The organism is Snuella sedimenti, from assembly GCF_016428595.1.
GTDB classification, from domain to species: Bacteria; Bacteroidota; Bacteroidia; order Flavobacteriales; family Flavobacteriaceae; genus Snuella; species Snuella sedimenti.
Genome location: NZ_JAELVQ010000007.1, coordinates 114,451 through 133,956, shown reverse-complemented (window position 1 = coordinate 133,956; position 19,506 = coordinate 114,451). Strand labels below are relative to the sequence as shown.

Genomic DNA, 19,506 nt, shown 5'->3' with positions numbered 1-19,506 from the left:
TAGCTCATGAAACAGTTTTTATTGCTAATACTAACTGTTTTATTTGGATTTACTTTTTGTTTAGCTCAGGATATAGAAAAAACATGGTTACTGGATCGTATTGCGAACCAAGGGCACACAAGCTTTTTTAATGCAGCAGTTGGAGACCGCTTAAAACTAGACCAAGGCGCATTCCATTTCTCTATAGCCTTAGAAAACGCAAACACGTCGGGCCATTATATACATCAAAACAAGCTGCTCCTATTATATGTAACAACACCTTATGATACCGTTCGCAACTTTCGCATTTCTAAGCTAACCGATACAACGTTTACCTTAACAGAAAAGTACACGTCATATCACTTTAAAGCCGCTCCTCCCCCAACAACTCCTTCCCTTACAACAACAGCGATGATAGCCAGTCAAGGCCTTTCATTTCATAGTATCTGGCGAGGTGTATTAGGTATGGCCGTTTTAATTTTAATTGCTTTTTCCTTTAGTAGTAACCGAAAAGCCATTAACTGGAAACTTGTTGGTATTGGTTTACTCTTTCAACTATCAATTGCTATTGGTGTGCTTAAGGTTGAGGCTATAAAATCTATGTTTGAACTGGTTGGCAAACTGTTTGTAAAGGTCTTGGATTTCACACAGGCAGGCAGTAAATTTCTTTTTGAAGGCCTCGTGGTAGATATGGATACGTTTGGTTTTATTTTTGCCTTTCAGGTTTTGCCTACCATTATTTTCTTTTCGGCGCTCACCTCAGTCCTTTTCTATTTAGGCATCATACAAAAAGTGGTAAAAGGCCTTGCTTGGTTATTAAGCAAAGCACTTAAAATATCAGGAGCTGAAAGTTTAAGCGTTGTAGGGAATATTTTTTTGGGACAAACTGAAGCGCCACTATTAATTAAGGCTTACTTAGAGAAAATGAATAAGTCTGGAATGCTACTTGTCATGATTGGCGGTATGGCAACAGTAGCCGGAGCAGTATTAGCTGCTTACATTGGCTTCTTAGGAGGTGAAGATGATGCCTTACGCTTATTTTATGCGAAGCACCTTTTAGCGGCATCGGTTATGGCTGCTCCGGGAGCTATTGTTATTTCAAAAATACTATACCCGCAAACAAATCCCATAAATACGGATGTTACTATTTCCCAAGATAAAATAGGAACTAATATATTAGATGCAATTGCGAACGGCACCACCGAGGGGTTACGATTGGCTGTTAATGTTGGTGCCATGCTTTTGGTCTTTATTGCCTTTATAGCAATGCTTAATGGCATTTTGGCAACTGTTGCAGACTTTAATGGCATTACCATTACTGCACTCAATATCGATTGGCATTTCATGTCGCTTAACCAAGTTATAGCCAATCATACAACATACAATAGTTTGTCTTTGGAATTTATATTAGGCTACTGCTTTGCGCCTTTAATGTGGCTTATAGGGGTTGCCAAAGAAGACATGACCTTAATGGGACAATTGCTTGGCATTAAACTAGCCGCTAGTGAATTTATAGGATACATACAACTAAGCGATTTAAAAAATGTTGCCAACAGCATTCATTTAAATTACGAAAAATCGATTATCATGGCTACTTATATGCTGTGCGGATTTGCCAACTTTGCTTCTATAGGTATTCAAATAGGTGGTATAGGCTCGCTGGCTCCCGGTCAGCGTAAAACCTTATCCCAATTTGGCATGAAAGCACTCATTGGAGGCTCTATTGCTTCCTTGATTTCTGCTACCATAGCAGGCATGATAATAGGTTAGCACAACACCTAATACCCAAAAGCCAAAAGCTATTCGAGACAGTTAATAACTTTTTTACAGAAAAGCAACTTCCAAATGTAATTGGGTGCAAGCTTTTATATATTTGTAACATTGAAGAAAAGCAGATAACATGAAGCAATATCACGACCTTGTAAAGCATGTTTTAGAGAACGGCAATTTAAAAGAAGATCGTACGGGAACCGGTACCAAAAGTGTTTTTGGTTACCAGATGCGTTTCGATTTAAGCGAAGGGTTTCCCATGGTAACCACAAAAAAATTACATTTAAAATCGATTATATATGAATTGCTTTGGTTTTTAAAGGGGGATACAAACATAAAATATTTAACCGAAAACGGCGTACGTATCTGGAACGAATGGGCCGACGAAAATGGGAATTTGGGACCTGTTTATGGACACCAATGGCGTAACTGGAACAGTGATGAGATCGATCAGATTAAAGACGTTATCCAAACACTAAAAAACAACCCCGATAGTAGACGTATGCTCGTATCGGCTTGGAATCCCTCGGTTTTACCCGACACTTCCATATCCTTTAGTGAAAATGTTGCTAAAGGCAAAGCTGCTTTACCTCCATGCCATGCTTTTTTCCAGTTTTACGTGGCCAATGGCAAACTATCATGTCAGCTTTACCAACGTAGTGCCGATATCTTTTTGGGTGTACCGTTTAACATCGCTTCTTATGCATTGCTTACCATGATGGTGGCACAGGTTTGTGGTTACGAGGCCGGTGACTTTATACACACCTTTGGCGATGCCCATATTTACAGCAACCATTTCGAACAATTAGAGTTACAATTGTCCAGAGACCTTCGCCCTTTACCAAAAATGGTATTAAACCCCGATATTAAAGATATTTTTGATTTTACCTTCGAGGATTTCACTTTAGTCGATTACGATCCGCACCCCCATATTAAAGGTTCGGTAGCAATATAAAAAAAGCGCTTTCTTAGTTCAAGAAAGCGCTTATCTTTTTTTATTAATCCTAAAATTATACGTTCACTACACTGTTTTCAGCTGCAGCGTAATCGTTCCATGCGTAAGCATCGGCAGCTTCGTCGTTAACATAGTTACCATCTACAACGTATTTAAACTCATAGGAAGCATCCTTATCTAAGTTTATTGTGCCTTTAAACGTGCCATTTTTTAACTTTTTAAGCGGCGCCGCTTTCGTATCCCATTCGTTAAAACTTCCAACTACAGATACATCACTTGCTTCCTTAGCAAGGATAGAGAAAGTGACTTTACATACGGGTTTACTTTTTAAGTATTGTTTTGTTATTGCCATAATAAATAAGTGTGTTGTTTGGCACAAAATTAAAGAACAATAGCCTAAAACTCAGCATTTAATTCGCTTTGAATAAAAGAATTATCAATTTAATAATAAGGCTTAACATTAATTTAAAGTACATAATATTCCTATATAAAAATTATGGGATCAACAAATCAATTGAACTAATTTTCTTTCACTAACTTGTTCATATATATACCTTTCCATTGTTCTTAAGAACGATTTTTAATACAACCATATCATTAAAAAGCATTAACTTTACCACATTATTTTATTGATATGTTTGGAAAAAAGAAATCAACACCACAAATAGATAAAGAACAATTGGCACTTATTGAAACGGCGCAACGCCGCATTAAACAAAAAAAGCGCCTATATATTCATTTTGTCCTATTTTTAATTGGGTCGCTCTTTTTAATTGGTGCCAATACCGTACTGGGCATTGGTAAGGACATCACTTTTTTTGAAAAAGAATGGTTTGTACATGCCATTGTTATCTGGTTATTTGTTTTACTGTATCACACATTTAATGTGTTTATCACTCATAAATTTATGGGCAAAGCCTGGGAACAGGCGCAATTAGCAAAACTAGTAAGCTTACAACAAGAACGCATAGCCAAACTTAAGGCTAAAGTTGAAAACGATATGCCCAATAAAGAAGTGACAAAAAAAATACCTCCCAAGAAAGACATGGAACTCACTATTATTGTTGCTGCTGCCGAAAATAACGCGATAGGCAAAGACAATAAATTAATTTGGCATTTAAGCGACGACCTAAAACACTTTAAAAACCTAACAAACGGTCATCATATTATTATGGGGCGCAAAACCTTTGAGAGTTTTCCCAAGCCACTTCCAAACCGCACCCATGTGGTCATTACAAGACAAAGTAATTACACGGTTCCAGATGGTGTGATTGTGGTTAATAACCTGGAGGACGCTATTGATGCCTCTAAAGACGACAACCAGCCATTTATAATAGGTGGCGGCGAAATTTACAAACAAGCCATGCACATCGCCGATAAGATTGAGCTAACACGTGTTCATGCCAACTTCGAAGCCGATACGTTCTTCCCAGAAATAGATACAACGGTATGGAAAGAAACTACTAAAACTTTTTACGAGAAAGATGAAAAGAACGAACATAATTACTCGTTCTTAACCTATGAACGGAAGTAAGCGACATAGCGCTTTTTAAATTCACAGCCTCTTAAAAATATGAGATGAATTGTTATAATACCTCAAAAGAAAGTGAGGATTTATGTTCCTGTCACAGTACACACTTTAAGGCATTCGTTTGCAACACACTTTTTGAACGATAGTACCAATTTAAGAGCAATCAACTGAAAACTATGATTATCTCGATAATATTAAGCTTAATACTAATTGGACTTGGATTACTTCATTTTAATTGGGTTATCGGAGGAACATTTGGTTTTTCGGCATCCTTACCTACCAAGGAAAACGGAGATAGAGTATTAAATCCGAAAAAAATTGATAGTGCGATAGTTGGAATTGGATTAACTGCATTCGGATTTTTTTATATTCTTAAATCTGAACTTATTGAACACAATTTACCCGAATGGATTATGAAATACGGAAGTTGGATAATTCCAATCATATTTATTTTACGTGCAATTGGCGAATTTAAATATGTCGGATTTTTTAAAAGCGTAAAGAAAACTGATTTTGGTAAATTGGACACCAAATTCTTTTCGCCCTTATGTTTGATAATTGGAATATTTGGAATACTAATGCAACTTCTGGAATAAAAAATAGAGCTAGTAACTAAGCGTTCATCTGGTCTGTAAGCCCTACAAGAATGCCATACTGACTGACACGCCCCTTAGTCGATTAGCCAAATAGAGAAGGTACAATACCGATGACAACGATATATAATAACGTGAATAATGGATAAGGAATTTATGTCAGTTTGAGAGCCAAATCTGTGATTTGGTGTATCGAAAACAAATAAATTCCCAGCTAAAAGTGTTTATAGATAGCTCTACTGAGCATCTCGATAAACTCGATACGGGCTTTGTCGAAGTACTAAATTCTTCCAAAATTTCACTGGAGGAGACATTAGAAGTCTTAAGCATTATTCACGTTAATAGCTATCGATTTGAAAAGTATTCATTAAAGCATTTTTTTACTCAATTTGATGGTATGGGCTTTTAAAAAATTGTCTGAGAGCATTTTACAGAAAGAAGGAATGCTCTGTACAACTATTGTAAGCTTTTATTTATATTTATAGCCTGTAAGTTATAATGGGGAACAAAAGTTCCTCTTATCCGGAAACTAAAGATGATAAATACGTATAATAATTCCGCATATAACTAGTTACCTACCATTTGAAGAAAATGAAGTACTTTACATTTCACGTCGACGATTCTGGGGCAATTGAGGACGTTGATTATAAAAAAATCAATGGACAATATATTGCAGTCTGTAAAATGTATGACGATGTTGAATTTAACAAACTCAATGATATTTTGCACTCTATAAATGAATATATACTCAATGAAAAAGCATTGAAAATCCTCAAAGAAAGCAAGACTATACAATTCGACTTGAGAAAAGCAAAAGTATTACGAAAAGAAAAATTACTCGGATTTTTAAAAAAGAACAAACCCTACGAATATTTTCATCTGACATTTCCTGACGAGTACGCAATTGAGTGTTATAATTGGATTGACTTCGAGGAATAAACGAAGTAATTGAAAAAATCAGGAAAGACAATCCAATGAATTATGACCTTACCCAAGGACATAAATTTTACGAATATAGGTTAGTGAACTTTTTGGTTGAGGCTGCTTTAGGAATGACTTCAAAAGCAGTATGGTCTGGAAAATATGATATAGTCGGTGGAATTATCATTATTAAACCAAATGCAGAAATGCTTTGCTATCATTTAATTGACTTCAATAAGTTCAAACAATATTTAAAAAATTCTGCAAGACTTGACAATCCGTCTGGCTCTAAAATGGAATATGGAACAGTTTACAAAAATGAAGATGGTTCATTCATTAAATTAAACTTTCAGATTAAAGCATAGTCCTGAAATCCCAACGCTACGAGCCATACACTTTCACAGTCGCGCCATCCAAGCTAAACCCAAACTGTAAAAGAGTATGCCTTTGCCAACGATCAAAAATAAAAAAAGCCACCTTACAATACCAGTAATAGTTGCACAAGCCATTAATTTTCTAAAAACAAGACACAAATAGAGGCTGTCCAAAAAGGCAGCCTCTTCTTTTGCCGTATAAATATTTTGCACCCTAAAACCATGGGGCTTAAAAAGACGTAAAACGCACTTTAGGATAGTTTTAAAGGCAAAACGGACATCGGACATGCCGCCCACCTTGCGACTTACTAATGGTTAAAGGCGATACCCCTACCCATAAGGGACTTGCACCCTCTAGAAAAATCGCACATTGACACGAAAGGATACCCACAATGACTATCATTCATTGCGGTTGAATTCCTAATCGGAATTCAACGCAAATTTGCTATCTTTCGGATACAGCGGAAAGAATACTGCGGATTTTTCCGCAACGAAATCATAACCGAGAACGCTGTGGTTCATAAAAACTCACTCTACTGAAAAACCAACCTGGACTGAATTTATTCAAATATTTTTCTTAATTTTGTATCCAAGTAGATACATAATTTATGTTTTTTATTGAGAAAACAAATGAATTTGACAAATGGCTGAGAAAGCTTAAAGACTTTAAAGCAAAAGCAAAAATTTTGTTCAGAATTCAAAAATTAGAAACTTACAAACATTTTGGCGATTGTAAAACAATTGGTGATGGAATTCGAGAAATGCGAATAAATTTTGCAAAAGGCTACAGAGTTTACTTTAAAGAAAAAGACGGAAAAATCATTGTTTTACTTATTGGTGGAGATAAATCTACTCAACAGAAAGACATTGCTAAAGCAAAAGAAATTTGGAAAAAATTAAATAAATAAAAAATGGGAACTTCAAGATTTGAAATAGCCGATTATTTAGACAACAAAGAGATGATTGCAGAATACCTTAATACTGTTTTAGAAGAAGGAAATAATGCAGATATAATTAATGCAATTGGACATATTGCAAAAGCAATTGGAATGACAAAAATTGCAGAGGAAACTGGGTTAAGTAGACCAAGTTTATACAAAGCATTATCTGATGGAGCAAAACCTCAATTTGCGACAATTATGAAAGTATTAAAAGCAATCGGAGGACAAATTCAAGTGAATCCAACTTCAGCTTAAAAAAATTACGCACCACAACAAAGATAGTAACCGTTGCACAAGCCCTTAATTTTCTATAAACAAGATACAAATAAGCCCTTTTTAGGGCTTTTATTTTGCCGTATAAATATCTTGCACCCTAAAACCATGGGGCTTAAAAAGACGTAAAACGCACTTTAGGATAGTTTTAAAGGCAAAACGGACATTAGACAGGTCTGCCCGCCCCACTTTTACTGTGTCTTTCTATGAACTTCATATACTTATTAAGGTTATAGGCTATGAACATGAAGTGATTAAAATTTTGCAAAATTATTTGCGTAGCCAAATAACTTCATTTATATTTGTAGTCAAATAACTTCATAATGAAATTAAGAAGAGATATATTTCAAGCAATTTCAGACCCAACTAGACGAGCGATTTTAGTATTACTAACTTCACAGGCTATGACAGCAGGAGCAATAGCCAACAATTTTGATGCAGCACGACCTACTATTTCAAAGCACATTCAAATTTTGAGCGAATGTGACCTCGTTGAATCAAATCAACAGGGTCGGGAAATTTACTACGAGCTGAAAATCGAAAAAATGAAAGAAATTGATAAATGGTTGGAACAATTCAGAAAAATTTGGGAAACCCGTTTTGATCAACTTGACAATTTATTAACAACACTTAAAAACAAAAAAAATGAAAAGTAATCTGCAATTTGACTTCCTTGTAAATAAGGAAAATAACACACTAACTATTGTACGTGAGTTCAATGCCGAAAGACAATTAGTTTGGGACTGCTACACCAAACAAGAATTTTTGGACCAATGGTTTGCACCAAAACCTTTTACCACTAAAACAAAATCGATGGATTTTAGTAATGACGGACATTGGCACTACGCAATGGTTGACCCAGAAGGCACAGAATATTGGGGCTACACAAAATACCACGATATAAACCCTATTGACTTCTACCGTACAATCGATGTATTTTGTGATAGTGAAGGGACAATTAATGAAGACCTGCCCAAAGCGAAATGGCTCGTGACTTTTAAAGATAAAGGCGAAAATTCTACTGTAACTACCGTTGTAACTTATGATTCGTTAAATGACCTTGAAGCAGTAATCAATATGGGAATGGAAGAAGGTATGATCGCAACACTTGAGAAACTAGATGAATTGTTATTAAAACTAAACCAACAAACAAGATTTGAGTAAGATATTCTTTGCTAACGGAATTTACGCATGATGGATTATTCCATGCGAAAACAAAAACACCCGAAACCCCATAGGTGGTAGCTGAACATTTGCATACGGATTAAAAACTTTCTGTATAATCCTTGGAATGGAAAGATAGTATAGAAAGTAAGTTGGTTGAATATACTTTTGTAAGACAAGTAGACGGCTTCGCTACTAACTAGCTGGGTTAATCTCTCACACCACCGCAACCTTCGGCTGGGTCTATAGATGCTCCTCAGGGTAAACCCAGCGGATTGTGTATAAGGCAGTTCAAAAATGACATTAATCTTTGTAGTATAGCACTGTGCTTAAATCACCTTTTTCAAAGAATCTGGACAGTGTTCTGGTAGTTCGTGAAATGAATCTTTCATTAATTGTTAATCGTAATTTCTAATTCTTAAATCGTTTTTCCTTTTACGCTCGGGTTACTTCCAATCGTGCCATATCTGTTACTTTGGCACTTACCTTACGGTATTTTGGACATCACAGCTATGTGCCAACTCACCCGACCTCATAGTTTCGGTGTAGGCTCACCCATATTATAGAACGGTCAATTTTTTAAAAAACAAAAAACCTGTTGACATAGGGTTGTCTCACCCCCATTCTATTTTTGCTTTGTTAACAGAAAAATATATAAAATGATAAAACAACTTAACAAAAATGCAAAAGCAATGGAGTTTACCTCTTTTACAAAAAAAGACCATGTCTCAGACGACGAACTAATTAGAACGGTTATGCAGTTTGAAAATGCTTTTTTGTCTAACCAAAAAGGCATTGTGTTTCATTGTCTCGTTAGAAATTTAAATAACAACTACGCAAATGTATTGTTTGTAGAAGATATGGAAGTCTTAAAGGAAATGGAAAAAACCATACAAAATAACACATCTGCTCAGGATTTTTTCGACCTGATTAAAACAGATTCTGTCCAAATGAACTTTCAGACTATTGAAAAAGAAAACTTTTCAATTCCAAAGTACTTTTCCTGTATAGAATATGGTAGCTTTTCACTAAAGGATAAAAGCAATTACCAAGCCTTACTAAACACCTCCAATACCATTGAAACCGAATACCTTTTTAAAGCAAGTAATACCCAAGCTCATTTTATCGGTAAAATTGCTGAAAATCGCTTTTCTGAAGTAACATTGGGCAATACTTTAGGCAAAACCAAAGAAATATGTTTCGGCTACACAGAAAATGAATATTGCAAACCAATGCTGGAAATGGCCGACGACACAACTATGGAATTAGATTTTTGGTATTTAATAGCATAAAATGACCAAATTTATTATAAACAAAGCATGTAAGATACAGAAATTCCCAGGGAAAGGTGGATGGCATTACGTCCACCTCCCTGAAATATCTCCCAATAAAAATATGCCATTCGGTTGGGTAATTGTAAGCGGGCACATTGATACCTATAAAATTTCAAAATATAAATTATTACCACTAGGAAACGGACAATTATTCTTACCGATTAAATTGGCAATAAGAAAACATATCAAAAAAAAAGTGGACGATAAGGTACATTTAAAATTATACTTAGACCAAACCCCTTTGCAAATACCAAAAGAATTAATCCTTTGCTTTGAAAATGAACCCCAAAAAGCATTTAAAAACTTTACCCTCCTTTCAGAAATAAACAAAAAGCGATATTTAGATTGGATTTATTCGGCCAAAACTGAAGAAACAAAAGCCAAAAGAATTGTAAAACTCTTGGACGACATGAATCATAACAAAAAATTTGATTCGTAAGCCCCATTCTTTAAATGAATTATTAGAGTATACTTATCACCTCAAAAAATCTTTTTTAATGCCTGTTGCTATTTTCCCTAATTTTGCATCATGGTAAAAGAACTTCAGCTTCGTGTAACGCTTAAAGAAGAAGCGCTTAGCGATATATTGCTAATAAAATCGGCAAGCTTTTTAGGTATCGACAAAAACGACATTAGCGGGGTAAAAGTACTTCGTAAATCTATTGATGCGAGAAAACCTAAAATTATAATCAATTATAAAGTAGCGGTTTATATTAAAGAACCCCTTCCACAATCATCACAATACCAATTTAATTACAAAGACGTTTCCAAAAGCAAACCCATTCACATCATTGGCTTTGGCCCAGCTGGCATGTATGCAGCCCTGCGCTGTATAGAACTCGGTTTTAAACCTATTGTTTTAGAACGCGGTAAGAATGTTCGGGACCGACGACGCGATTTAAGAGCCATCAATCAAGAGCATTTTGTAAACGAAGATTCCAATTACTGCTTTGGCGAAGGTGGTGCCGGTACTTATAGTGACGGCAAGCTATATACCAGAAGTTTAAAACGTGGTGATGTAAGACGTATTTTTGAAAATCTCGTGTTTCATGGCGCGACCGAACAAATATTAATTGATGCCCACCCACACATAGGCACTAACAAGCTACCCAAAGTGGTACAGAACATAAGAGAGACCATTTTAAAGTATGGCGGTGAAATCCATTTTGAAACCCGTGTCGTTGATTTTACCATAAAAAATAACAGTATTCAATCCGTACATCTACAAAATGGAGATGAGATGGCTGTTAGCCGTGTGATCCTAGCTACCGGTCATTCGGCTCGTGATATTTTTTATTTACTGGCAAAAAAACAAATAGCCCTAGAAGCTAAATCCTTTGCCATGGGCGTTCGGGTGGAACACCCCCAACATATCATAGACGGTATTCAATACCATTGTAATGGCGAACGTGATCCATTGCTCCCAGCTGCTTCGTACAGTTTGGTTCAACAAGTAAACAACAGAGGGGTTTACTCGTTTTGTATGTGTCCGGGCGGTTTTATTGTTCCAGCTGCTACTAACAACGGTGAAGTTGTTGTTAACGGCATGTCACCTTCCAAACGCAACAACCTATTTGCAAATTCGGGTATTGTTGTTGAAATTAATGCTGATACCGACTTACATAAATACGAACGATTTGGAGCCCTAAAGGGGTTAGAATATCAGAAGAACTTAGAAAAACTAGCCTTTACCGCCGGAGGACGCAGTCAGGTAGCACCTGCACAACGCCTCACCGATTTTGTTGAAGGCCGTTTATCCCCCCAATTAAATCCATGCTCCTATCAGCCTGGTTTAAAATCGGCGCCCCTACATTCTTTACTTCCCAAACTAATAGGAAGCCGATTACGTAAAGGATTTCAAGCTTTCGGTCAAAAAATGAAAGGATATTATACTGAAGAAGCCAATATTGTTGGTGTAGAATCCAGAACCTCATCACCTGTTTGTATCCCAAGAAATGAACAATTAGAGCACCCAGAAGTAAAGGGGTTGTTTCCCTGTGGCGAAGGCGGTGGTTATGCTGGCGGCATAGTATCGGCCGCTATGGATGGCGAACGTTGTGCAGAAGCTGCTATTGTGGGCCTGTAAACCTCGACGCAAACAGTTTACATTAACGTGAATAATGTTTAAGAGTCCCAAATGTCTCTTCGAAATTCTGGAAGAATTTAGTACTGACATAAATCCCTTATCCATTATTCACGTTACATTACATAATCTAACGTGAGTCGATATAAAAAAATCATTTAATTTCAACATAAAGTCCCTTCATAATTCCATGTAATCTGATATGACTTTCATTCAAAAACTGTCAATTTGAGTGATTTTTCGAAGAAAAATAGTATCGAAAATAAGTTTTTGAATATTGGTTGGATCACGTCGAGCTCAGGTTAATTCTAATATCTAGTAACAAAGTAGCCCAACATCTTTAAAAATATTCCTATTTTTGCACCGCATAAAATAAACAACTATGAACGCATATATATTTCCCGGTCAAGGAGCTCAATTCACTGGAATGGGCTTAGACCTTTACGAGCAATCACCTTTAGCACAAGAATTATTTGAACAAGCAAATGATATTCTTGGATTCAATATCACAGATATTATGTTTGAAGGCTCAGCCGAGGCACTTAAAGAAACCAAAGTAACCCAACCTGCCATCTTTTTGCATTCGGTTATTTTAGCGAAAACACTGGGTGATTCCTTTAAACCAGATATGGTTGCCGGACATTCACTAGGTGAATTTTCTGCATTGGTAGCTAATGGTTCCTTAAACTTTGAAGATGGTTTGAAACTGGTATCGCAACGTGCTTTAGCCATGCAAAAGGCTTGTGAATTACAGCCAAGTACCATGGCTGCCGTTCTAGGTTTAGAAGATGCTGCGGTTGAAGCTATCTGTAAAGCTACTGAAGGGGTTGTAGTTGCAGCCAATTACAACTGCCCTGGACAGCTCGTTATATCTGGAGAAATCAATGCTGTTAATGCGGCTTGTGAGGCATTAAAAGAAGCTGGCGCCCGTCGCGCATTGGTGCTACCTGTTGGTGGTGCATTTCATTCACCACTAATGGAGCCTGCCCGTGAAGAATTAGCGGCTGCAATAGAGGGTACTGCATTTAATAAACCCAATTGTCCGATCTATCAAAATGTAACAGCTAACGCAGTAACTAATGAAACTGCGATTAAATCCAATTTAATTTCACAGTTAACAGCACCAGTACGTTGGACACAATCTGTTCAGCAAATGCTAGCCGATGGCGCTTCTTTATTTACCGAAGTGGGCCCAGGCAAAGTGCTTCAAGGTTTGGTAAAAAAGATAGACAGAGCATCAGAAGTTACTTCTGCAACCTTTGAAAGCTCATTATAGATGAAGTTGTCTAAACGTACAGCATACATTGCCCTAGTTATTTTAATTACCATAGCTGTAGATCAAATTTCTAAAGTTATTGTTAGGGTATATGTACCTTCATCGCAAAGGTCTCAAATTATTGGTGATTATTTTACACTACATAACGTAGAAAACACAGGTGCTTTTTTAGGTATGGGTAGTGATTTTAACCCAACACTTAGACTTATATTATTACTTATATTACCTATAATTGTGCTTGCCCTTGTACTACGCCATATCCTTAAGGACAAGTCTCTGGACAAACTATCACTTTTTGCTTTTGCCAGTATTATTGGTGGCGGTATTGCCAATGTATACGACCGTATTGTTTATGGTTCGGTAACCGATTTTTTTCATATTGATCTAGGAGGTGTTTTTAGAACCGGTATTTTTAACATGGCCGATCTTTCGGTTACAACAGGTATGATTATTTTGGTATTTGCTAGTTTTAAGAAGAAAGAAGAGGCAACAACATAGTCATATACTTATACCGCAACGATATAATATAATACGTAAAAAGCTGCTAATAATTAGCAGCTTTTTACGTATTATATTAAACTTAGGAAATTACACCTACCCTCTAACTTTTTGTTCCCATTTCCAGGCAGAACGCAAAGCATCATCTAAAGTTAACTTAGTTTTCCAACCTAACTCTTCATTCGCTTTTGTGGTATCAGCATAAGCCGAAATGATATCACCTTCTCTTCTACCTACTATTTTATAGTTCAGTTTTTTCCCTGAAACACGTTCAAAAGCTTGTACTACTTCCAATACAGAGCTCCCTTTTCCTGTCCCTAAATTAAAAGTTTCGTAGTTCTCCTTATTCTTATCTCCCAAAAGACGCTTAAGAGCCACTACATGGGCTTTTGCCAAATCGACTACATGGATATAATCTCTAATACAAGTACCATCTGGCGTTGGGTAATCATCTCCAAATACCGAAAGTTCTTTACGAATTCCAATACCAGTTTGGGTGATAAACGGCACTAAATTTTGTGGCACCCCTATTGGCAATTCCCCTATTTCAACAGATTCGTGTGCTCCTACCGGATTAAAATAGCGTAGGGCAATGGCTTTGATGGACGACGATACTTTACAAGTATCTTTAATAATCTCCTCGCCTATTTGTTTTGTATTCCCATAAGGCGATTCGGCTTGCTTAACTGGTGCATTCTCTGTAATTGGCAATTCATCGGCCTGTCCGTAAACGGTACAAGAAGAACTAAAGATAAACGAAGCCGAAGGCAACTTTTGCAACTCTTTTAAGATATATACCAGTGTATTAATATTGTTTTCATAATACAGTAAAGGCTTTTCTACACTCTCACCAACCGCTTTACTCGCTGCAAAATGGATGACTCCTTTAACATCGTTATGGGTCTTAAAAAACGCCTCTACACCTGCCTTATCTTTTAAGTCCAATTTTTCAAAAATTGGTTTCTTACCTGTTATCGCAGTAATGCCATCTAAAACCTTTTCGGTCGAATTCGATAAATCGTCAATAATAACAACTTCATAACCTTCATTCTGTAACTCAACAACGGTATGGGATCCTATAAAGCCCAAACCTCCGGTAACTAATATTTTATCCATTTGTAAATTTTATAACTGTTTCGGTAATATATTCTATTTGTTCATCATCCAATTCGGTGTGCATTGGTAATGAAATAACATCCTGCACTAACTGATTGGTAACTTTAAAATCGTTTTCATTATAACGTACATCAGCATAGGCTTTCTGCCTGTGTAACGGAATTGGGTAATACACCCCACAAGGAATGCCCTGTTCATTTAAATGCTTAGCCAATGCATCCCTATCGATTCCAATAACACGTAATGTGTATTGATGGAATACATGGCAATCGCAAGTATCGCAAATTTCCATACAACCATTAGACACTTTAGGGGTTATTATATTTTCATAGGCTTCGAAAGCCTTATTGTATTTTCTTGCGGCTTCTTGCCTTGCCCTATTATAGTTATCTAAGTGAGGTAACTTAGCATCTAATACTGCGGCCTGTATACTATCTAATCTTGAATTTACGCCTACTACATCGTGATGGTAACGCTCATACATCCCATGATTTACGATACCACGAATGGTATGAGCCAAAGCATCATCGTTGGTGAAAATAGCACCGCCATCGCCATAACAACCTAAATTCTTTGAAGGAAAGAACGACGTAGATGCAACATGTCCTATAGTACCTGCTTTTGCCTTAGTGCCATCCTTATAAGTGTAATGCGCTCCAATTGCTTGGGCATTATCTTCAATAACATATAAATTATGTTCATTAGCAAGCTCCATAATGGCTTCCATATTGGCACACTGTCCAAACAAATGTACGGGAACAATCGCTTTGGTCTTTGGTGTAATAGCCCTTTTAATTGCTTCGATGTTAATATTAAAATCATCTTCATTAACATCTACCAAAACCGGTGCTAGGTTAAGCAAAGCTATTACCTCAACTGTTGCAGCAAAGGTAAAGTCGGCCGTAATAACCTCGTCGCCCGGCTTTAAACCCAAGCCCATCATAGCTATTTGTAAAGCATCTGTTCCATTAGCACATGGAATAACATGTTTAACACCAAGATAACGTTCTAAATTATGTTGAAATTCGTGAACTTTAGGGCCATTAATAAACGTTGTGTTTTCAATAACTTCCTGGATAGAAGGATTAACATCGTGCTTAATCGCTTCATATTGACCTTTAAGGTCGACCATTTGAATTTTCTTCATCTAAAAAAAATTGCAGTCCTAGCTTATATTTTGAGAAAATAATGCGGACTTATTCTTAATGCATAGCCCTAAGGCTATCAGGTTACGAAATTACAAAATTAAGACACGTTACCAATGGAAGATTTACGAATAATATTATAATTAAATTAAGTTTTAATGGATTGTTATATCAAACTGTTTTTTTAAAACAATTATATATTTTCAAGGGAATTATTCTAAAGAAATGTATTTTAGCCGTAAAGAAAAAACATTGGGTTTTATATATAATACCAGTATCTATCTGGCTAACTTAGGACTTAATATTCTAAGCCCGTTTAACACTAAAATAAAACGTGGCGTAAATGGGCGTGCCTGTACTTTTGACTTGCTAAAACAGCATTTAAAAACAGGAGACAAGGTGCTTTGGTTTCATTGCGCATCGTTGGGCGAATACGAACAAGGGCTTCCTGTTTTTAAAGCATTACGCGCACACTATAAACAGCATAAAATAGTACTGAGCTTTTTTTCTCCATCGGGCTATGAAATTCGAAAGAACAGCCCCATTGCAGATATTGTTGTATATATGCCACTTGACACGGTAAGCAATGCAAAACGGTTTTTAGATCTTGTGAACCCAGAACTTACTGTTTTTGTTAAATACGATATCTGGCCCAACTTTTTAAAGGCGCTAAAAAAGAGACAAGGACGTGCCATACTCATTTCGGCAGCTTTCAGAAAATCGCAGTCCTATTTTAAATGGTATGGAAAATCACTTAAACAAGCCTTATTTACTTTTGAACATATTTTTACACAAAACGAACGTTCTAAAATATTGCTAGAAAGCATAGGTTACAAAAAGGCAACCGTTTCTGGAGACACCCGGTTTGACCGTGTTTCTAGTCAGTTGACACAAAATAACAACCTAGACTTTATAGAAACCTTTAAGCAAGATAAATTATGTGTTGTTGCTGGTAGCACCTGGCCAGAAGGCGAAGCGTTGCTTATCAACTATATTAACAAAAAAGCTCCGAAGGACATTAAATTTATTATTGCTCCCCATAATATTAAACCTAACCAAATAAAACATATTCAAGAAACCTTACGGGTAAAAACATGCTTGTTTTCTGAAAAAGACATTTGTACACTTTCTCAAGCACAAGTATTCATTATCGATACCATTGGCATCCTTTCTAAAATTTATAGTTATGCCGACATTGCCTATGTGGGTGGGGCAATAGGACACACTGGCTTACATAATACGTTAGAACCTGCTGTATTCGGCGTTCCCATAATTATTGGTAGCAACCACAAAAAATTCCCCGAAGCGCAAGAGATGATCGATAATGGTGGTATGTTTTCTATTTCCGATCAATTATCTTTTGATACTATCCTTCACGATTTAATTAAAAACTCAAACAAACGTACGCAGGCTGGAGACAACAATCTTAATTATATAAAAAAAAATAAAGGTGCTGTCATCCAAATACTAGACTATCTACGTATATAGGCTGAACATAATAGTTGGTGTAAAAAAACAAACACAATCTGAGATTTTTTTAGATAATAACTATTATATTCGATAGCAATATTATAAAACTAAACAATTAACACTAAAACTTAAACAAATGAAAAAATTAGTATTGAGTACCGCACTTTTAGTTGCCTTAGGACTTTCTTTCACTTCTTGTAGAGAGACAAAAAAAACAGATTCTGTAGAAGCTGCTGTTGAAAATGCCGCTGAAGCTGCTGGCGAAGCTGTTGAAGAAGCTACAAATGCTGCTGAAGAAGCCGTTGAGGAGGCTGCCGATGCTGCTAGTGAAGCTGTAGAAGAAGTCGTTGAAGAAGCAGGCGAAGCTGTTGATGCAGCTGCTGATGCTGTAAAAGACAAACTAGAAGAAGTAAAAGAGGAACATTAATTAAGTAATATCCATTAAAAGAAGCTACCTAAATGGGAGGCCACTGAAAAAGTAGCTCTTTTTCTAAATTAACTTTAAAAGCGATTAAGTAAAGAAATTTCCTTGGTCGCTTTTTTCGTTTTTAACAACACTGTCCCGTAAAGTGTTAAATGAAATTTATCAAGTGTTTGACTTTTTTGGTAGTATTACTCCATGATTACGTTACTAAATTTAGCATTTACAACAATACTTTTACCAGACGCTATATTACCTGTCGAAAATGTAGTCGTATTTTCTTTTTCATTCCTTTGGGGGTGGCTAAATCTAGAACGCTCACCACTATATTGCAAACCGTGTTCTGATTTAGGAAGCACAATAAATGCATCTGTATTTTGAAGCATGACATTTAAACTGGTAAAGGCTCCATCTACATTCAAAATCTTTAAATCCCCAATATTCTCATTAATTGTTGTACTGCCTGTAATATTACCAATCGTAACATTAGACACATTGGATGTTAGCACTAAGTGCTTTACATTATCTATTTGGGCTTTATCTACATAGTTTAAATTCAAATTACCTAAGTTCCATTGTGATACATGAACAGGAGAATACGAAGCATTAATGGAAGTTCCACTTCCATTAATGCTATGTGCTGTAAATTTAGTATGGGATAAATTAGCTTTTAGGTTATCAATACTTGCTGCAAATTGAAGCTCACCATGTCTTACATTTACCTTTAGCTTTGTATTTTTAGGCATTTTAATAACAATGGTTTTCTTCACTTTTGATCCTGCTTTACGATCTATCATTTTTTCGATTACTACCCGTCTGGAGTTTGCTAATTTTTCCCGAGCTTCCCTATGTTTTTCACGCGCTTTTACATGACCTTCACGGGCTTTCTCATGAGCTTCTTTAATAATAATCATGTGTTCTCTTTTACGCTCCAAATGCTCTCTTTCCCGATCCATTTCTTCTGCATAACGCTCTCCCCACTCTCTCATTTTTTCTTTATAATTACCGTCCCATTCTTTACCAAATTTCTCACCCCAAGCTTTCATTTTTTTTTCATAATCTTTGCCAAAGTTGGATTCAAAATTCTTAGCCCACTCCTTTAGATACTTTTCTCCATCCTTTTTATAAGCTTCATAATCAAAATGCATCTTATGTACGCCTTCTGGTAACTCAGGCAGTTCGGGCAACTCGGGTAATTCGGGTATTTCAGGAATCTCAGGAACCACAACCTCAATATCCATGTCAATATCCAGTTCTGGAATATCTGCCAGCTCCAGTTTTAATTCTTCCAAAATAGCATGGGTTGATTCATCATTATCGTGATCGTAAATCCACATATAGGAGAAATCTCCTTTGTCTTTGGTACTAATAGCTATTTCGCTAGCTGTGGCATCAACATCAACATCCCATGTTTTTAAAGCGTCTTGCATGGCAGTTTCATCGAGATTTTCACCTTCTATATAAGCTTCTATTTCAACCACATCCTTATTCCAGGTATCGAAAACAATATTGCAATAACTTGTATTGAGGTCTATAGTTATATCCTTATTTACTTTTATAGCTTGCGACACTTTTGTTAATTTCTGCTGTGCAACCATGGGTACTGCCATCAAAAGGCATAGTACTAAAAGTTTAAATGTTATGATTTTTCTGTTCATTTTT

21 protein-coding genes are annotated in these 19,506 nt (G+C 36.2%); 17 read left to right on the top strand and 4 right to left on the bottom strand.

The features are described 5' to 3' along the window. The first annotated feature begins 6 nt into the window (after positions 1 to 6). Both JF259_RS07540 and JF259_RS07535 read left to right on the top strand, forming a co-directional pair. Positions 7 to 1,749 (top strand): NupC/NupG family nucleoside CNT transporter, encoded by a 1,743-nt coding sequence (locus JF259_RS07540; protein ID WP_199114701.1) that lies wholly within the window; start codon positions 7 to 9, stop codon positions 1,747 to 1,749. A 130-nt stretch (positions 1,750 to 1,879) separates the two neighbouring features. Further along, a complete protein-coding gene (locus tag JF259_RS07535) occupies positions 1,880 to 2,704 on the top strand; it encodes a thymidylate synthase (protein ID WP_199114700.1) in 825 nt (274 codons plus the stop codon). 55 nt (positions 2,705 to 2,759) lie between these two features. Here JF259_RS07535 and JF259_RS07530 read toward each other — a convergent pair whose 3' ends face one another. Beyond that, positions 2,760 to 3,056, bottom strand: a complete 297-nt coding sequence (locus JF259_RS07530) for an isoamylase early set domain-containing protein (protein ID WP_199114699.1) — start codon at positions 3,054 to 3,056, stop codon at positions 2,760 to 2,762. A 282-nt stretch (positions 3,057 to 3,338) separates the two neighbouring features. Here JF259_RS07530 and JF259_RS07525 point away from each other — a divergent pair, with 282 nt between their 5' ends. The 13 genes from JF259_RS07525 to lspA all read left to right on the top strand — a co-directional run bounded on the left by JF259_RS07525 (position 3,339) and on the right by lspA (position 13,692). Next, on the top strand, positions 3,339 to 4,238 hold the full coding sequence (locus JF259_RS07525; protein WP_199114698.1) for a dihydrofolate reductase: 900 nt from the start codon (positions 3,339 to 3,341) through the stop codon (positions 4,236 to 4,238). Between the two features lie 173 nt (positions 4,239 to 4,411). Further along, positions 4,412 to 4,831 (top strand): DUF3995 domain-containing protein, encoded by a 420-nt coding sequence (locus tag JF259_RS07520; protein WP_199114697.1) that lies wholly within the window; start codon positions 4,412 to 4,414, stop codon positions 4,829 to 4,831. A gap of 588 nt (positions 4,832 to 5,419) precedes the next feature. Further along, on the top strand, positions 5,420 to 5,767 hold the full coding sequence (locus tag JF259_RS07515; RefSeq protein WP_199114696.1) for a hypothetical protein: 348 nt from the start codon (positions 5,420 to 5,422) through the stop codon (positions 5,765 to 5,767). 35 nt (positions 5,768 to 5,802) lie between these two features. Then, positions 5,803 to 6,114, top strand: a complete 312-nt coding sequence (locus JF259_RS07510) for an HpaII family restriction endonuclease (protein ID WP_199114695.1) — start codon at positions 5,803 to 5,805, stop codon at positions 6,112 to 6,114. 617 nt (positions 6,115 to 6,731) lie between these two features. Next, a complete protein-coding gene (locus JF259_RS07505) occupies positions 6,732 to 7,031 on the top strand; it encodes a type II toxin-antitoxin system RelE/ParE family toxin (protein ID WP_199114694.1) in 300 nt (99 codons plus the stop codon). Positions 7,032 to 7,034: 3 nt separating this feature from the next. Then, positions 7,035 to 7,319, top strand: coding sequence for an addiction module antidote protein (locus JF259_RS07500; protein WP_199114693.1), 285 nt, complete (start codon positions 7,035 to 7,037; stop codon positions 7,317 to 7,319). Positions 7,320 to 7,660: 341 nt separating this feature from the next. After that, positions 7,661 to 7,993: a metalloregulator ArsR/SmtB family transcription factor gene (locus JF259_RS07495; protein ID WP_199114692.1), complete on the top strand. Its 333-nt coding sequence runs from the start codon at positions 7,661 to 7,663 to the stop codon at positions 7,991 to 7,993. Next, positions 7,983 to 8,501 (top strand): SRPBCC family protein, encoded by a 519-nt coding sequence (locus JF259_RS07490; RefSeq protein WP_199114691.1) that lies wholly within the window; start codon positions 7,983 to 7,985, stop codon positions 8,499 to 8,501. The genes JF259_RS07495 and JF259_RS07490 overlap by 11 nt, the downstream gene beginning before the upstream one ends. Positions 8,502 to 9,160: 659 nt before the next feature. Next, on the top strand, positions 9,161 to 9,793 hold the full coding sequence (locus JF259_RS07485) for a hypothetical protein (RefSeq protein WP_199114690.1): 633 nt from the start codon (positions 9,161 to 9,163) through the stop codon (positions 9,791 to 9,793). Between the two features lies 1 nt (position 9,794). Then, a complete protein-coding gene (locus JF259_RS07480) occupies positions 9,795 to 10,274 on the top strand; it encodes a YdeI/OmpD-associated family protein (protein ID WP_199114689.1) in 480 nt (159 codons plus the stop codon). A gap of 90 nt (positions 10,275 to 10,364) precedes the next feature. Further along, positions 10,365 to 11,921 carry an NAD(P)/FAD-dependent oxidoreductase gene (locus JF259_RS07475; protein ID WP_199114688.1) on the top strand — a complete coding sequence of 519 codons (1,557 nt, stop codon included), beginning with the start codon at positions 10,365 to 10,367 and terminating at the stop codon, positions 11,919 to 11,921. Positions 11,922 to 12,300: 379 nt separating this feature from the next. Then, positions 12,301 to 13,194: an ACP S-malonyltransferase gene (fabD, locus tag JF259_RS07470; protein ID WP_199114687.1), complete on the top strand. Its 894-nt coding sequence runs from the start codon at positions 12,301 to 12,303 to the stop codon at positions 13,192 to 13,194. Then, entirely contained in the window at positions 13,195 to 13,692 is a 498-nt protein-coding gene (lspA, locus tag JF259_RS07465) for a signal peptidase II (protein WP_199114686.1), read from the top strand. It begins immediately after the preceding gene. A 96-nt stretch (positions 13,693 to 13,788) separates the two neighbouring features. On the opposite strand, the gene galE is transcribed toward lspA, so the two are convergent. Both galE and JF259_RS07455 read right to left on the bottom strand, forming a co-directional pair. Further along, positions 13,789 to 14,808, bottom strand: coding sequence for a UDP-glucose 4-epimerase GalE (gene galE, locus JF259_RS07460; protein WP_199114685.1), 1,020 nt, complete (start codon positions 14,806 to 14,808; stop codon positions 13,789 to 13,791). After that, positions 14,801 to 15,955, bottom strand: coding sequence for a DegT/DnrJ/EryC1/StrS family aminotransferase (locus tag JF259_RS07455; protein WP_199114684.1), 1,155 nt, complete (start codon positions 15,953 to 15,955; stop codon positions 14,801 to 14,803). Before JF259_RS07455 ends, galE begins: the two co-directional genes overlap by 8 nt. A gap of 223 nt (positions 15,956 to 16,178) precedes the next feature. Between JF259_RS07455 and JF259_RS07450 the strand changes: the two genes are divergently transcribed. Beyond that, entirely contained in the window at positions 16,179 to 17,441 is a 1,263-nt protein-coding gene (locus tag JF259_RS07450) for a 3-deoxy-D-manno-octulosonic acid transferase (RefSeq protein WP_233164152.1), read from the top strand. 118 nt (positions 17,442 to 17,559) lie between these two features. Continuing rightward, positions 17,560 to 17,850, top strand: coding sequence for a hypothetical protein (locus JF259_RS07445; RefSeq protein WP_199114683.1), 291 nt, complete (start codon positions 17,560 to 17,562; stop codon positions 17,848 to 17,850). Positions 17,851 to 18,035: 185 nt separating this feature from the next. Here JF259_RS07445 and JF259_RS07440 read toward each other — a convergent pair whose 3' ends face one another. Next, complete coding sequence (locus JF259_RS07440; RefSeq protein ID WP_199114682.1) at positions 18,036 to 19,502, bottom strand: hypothetical protein; 1,467 nt, start codon at positions 19,500 to 19,502, stop codon at positions 18,036 to 18,038. Positions 19,503 to 19,506 lie beyond the last annotated feature (4 nt).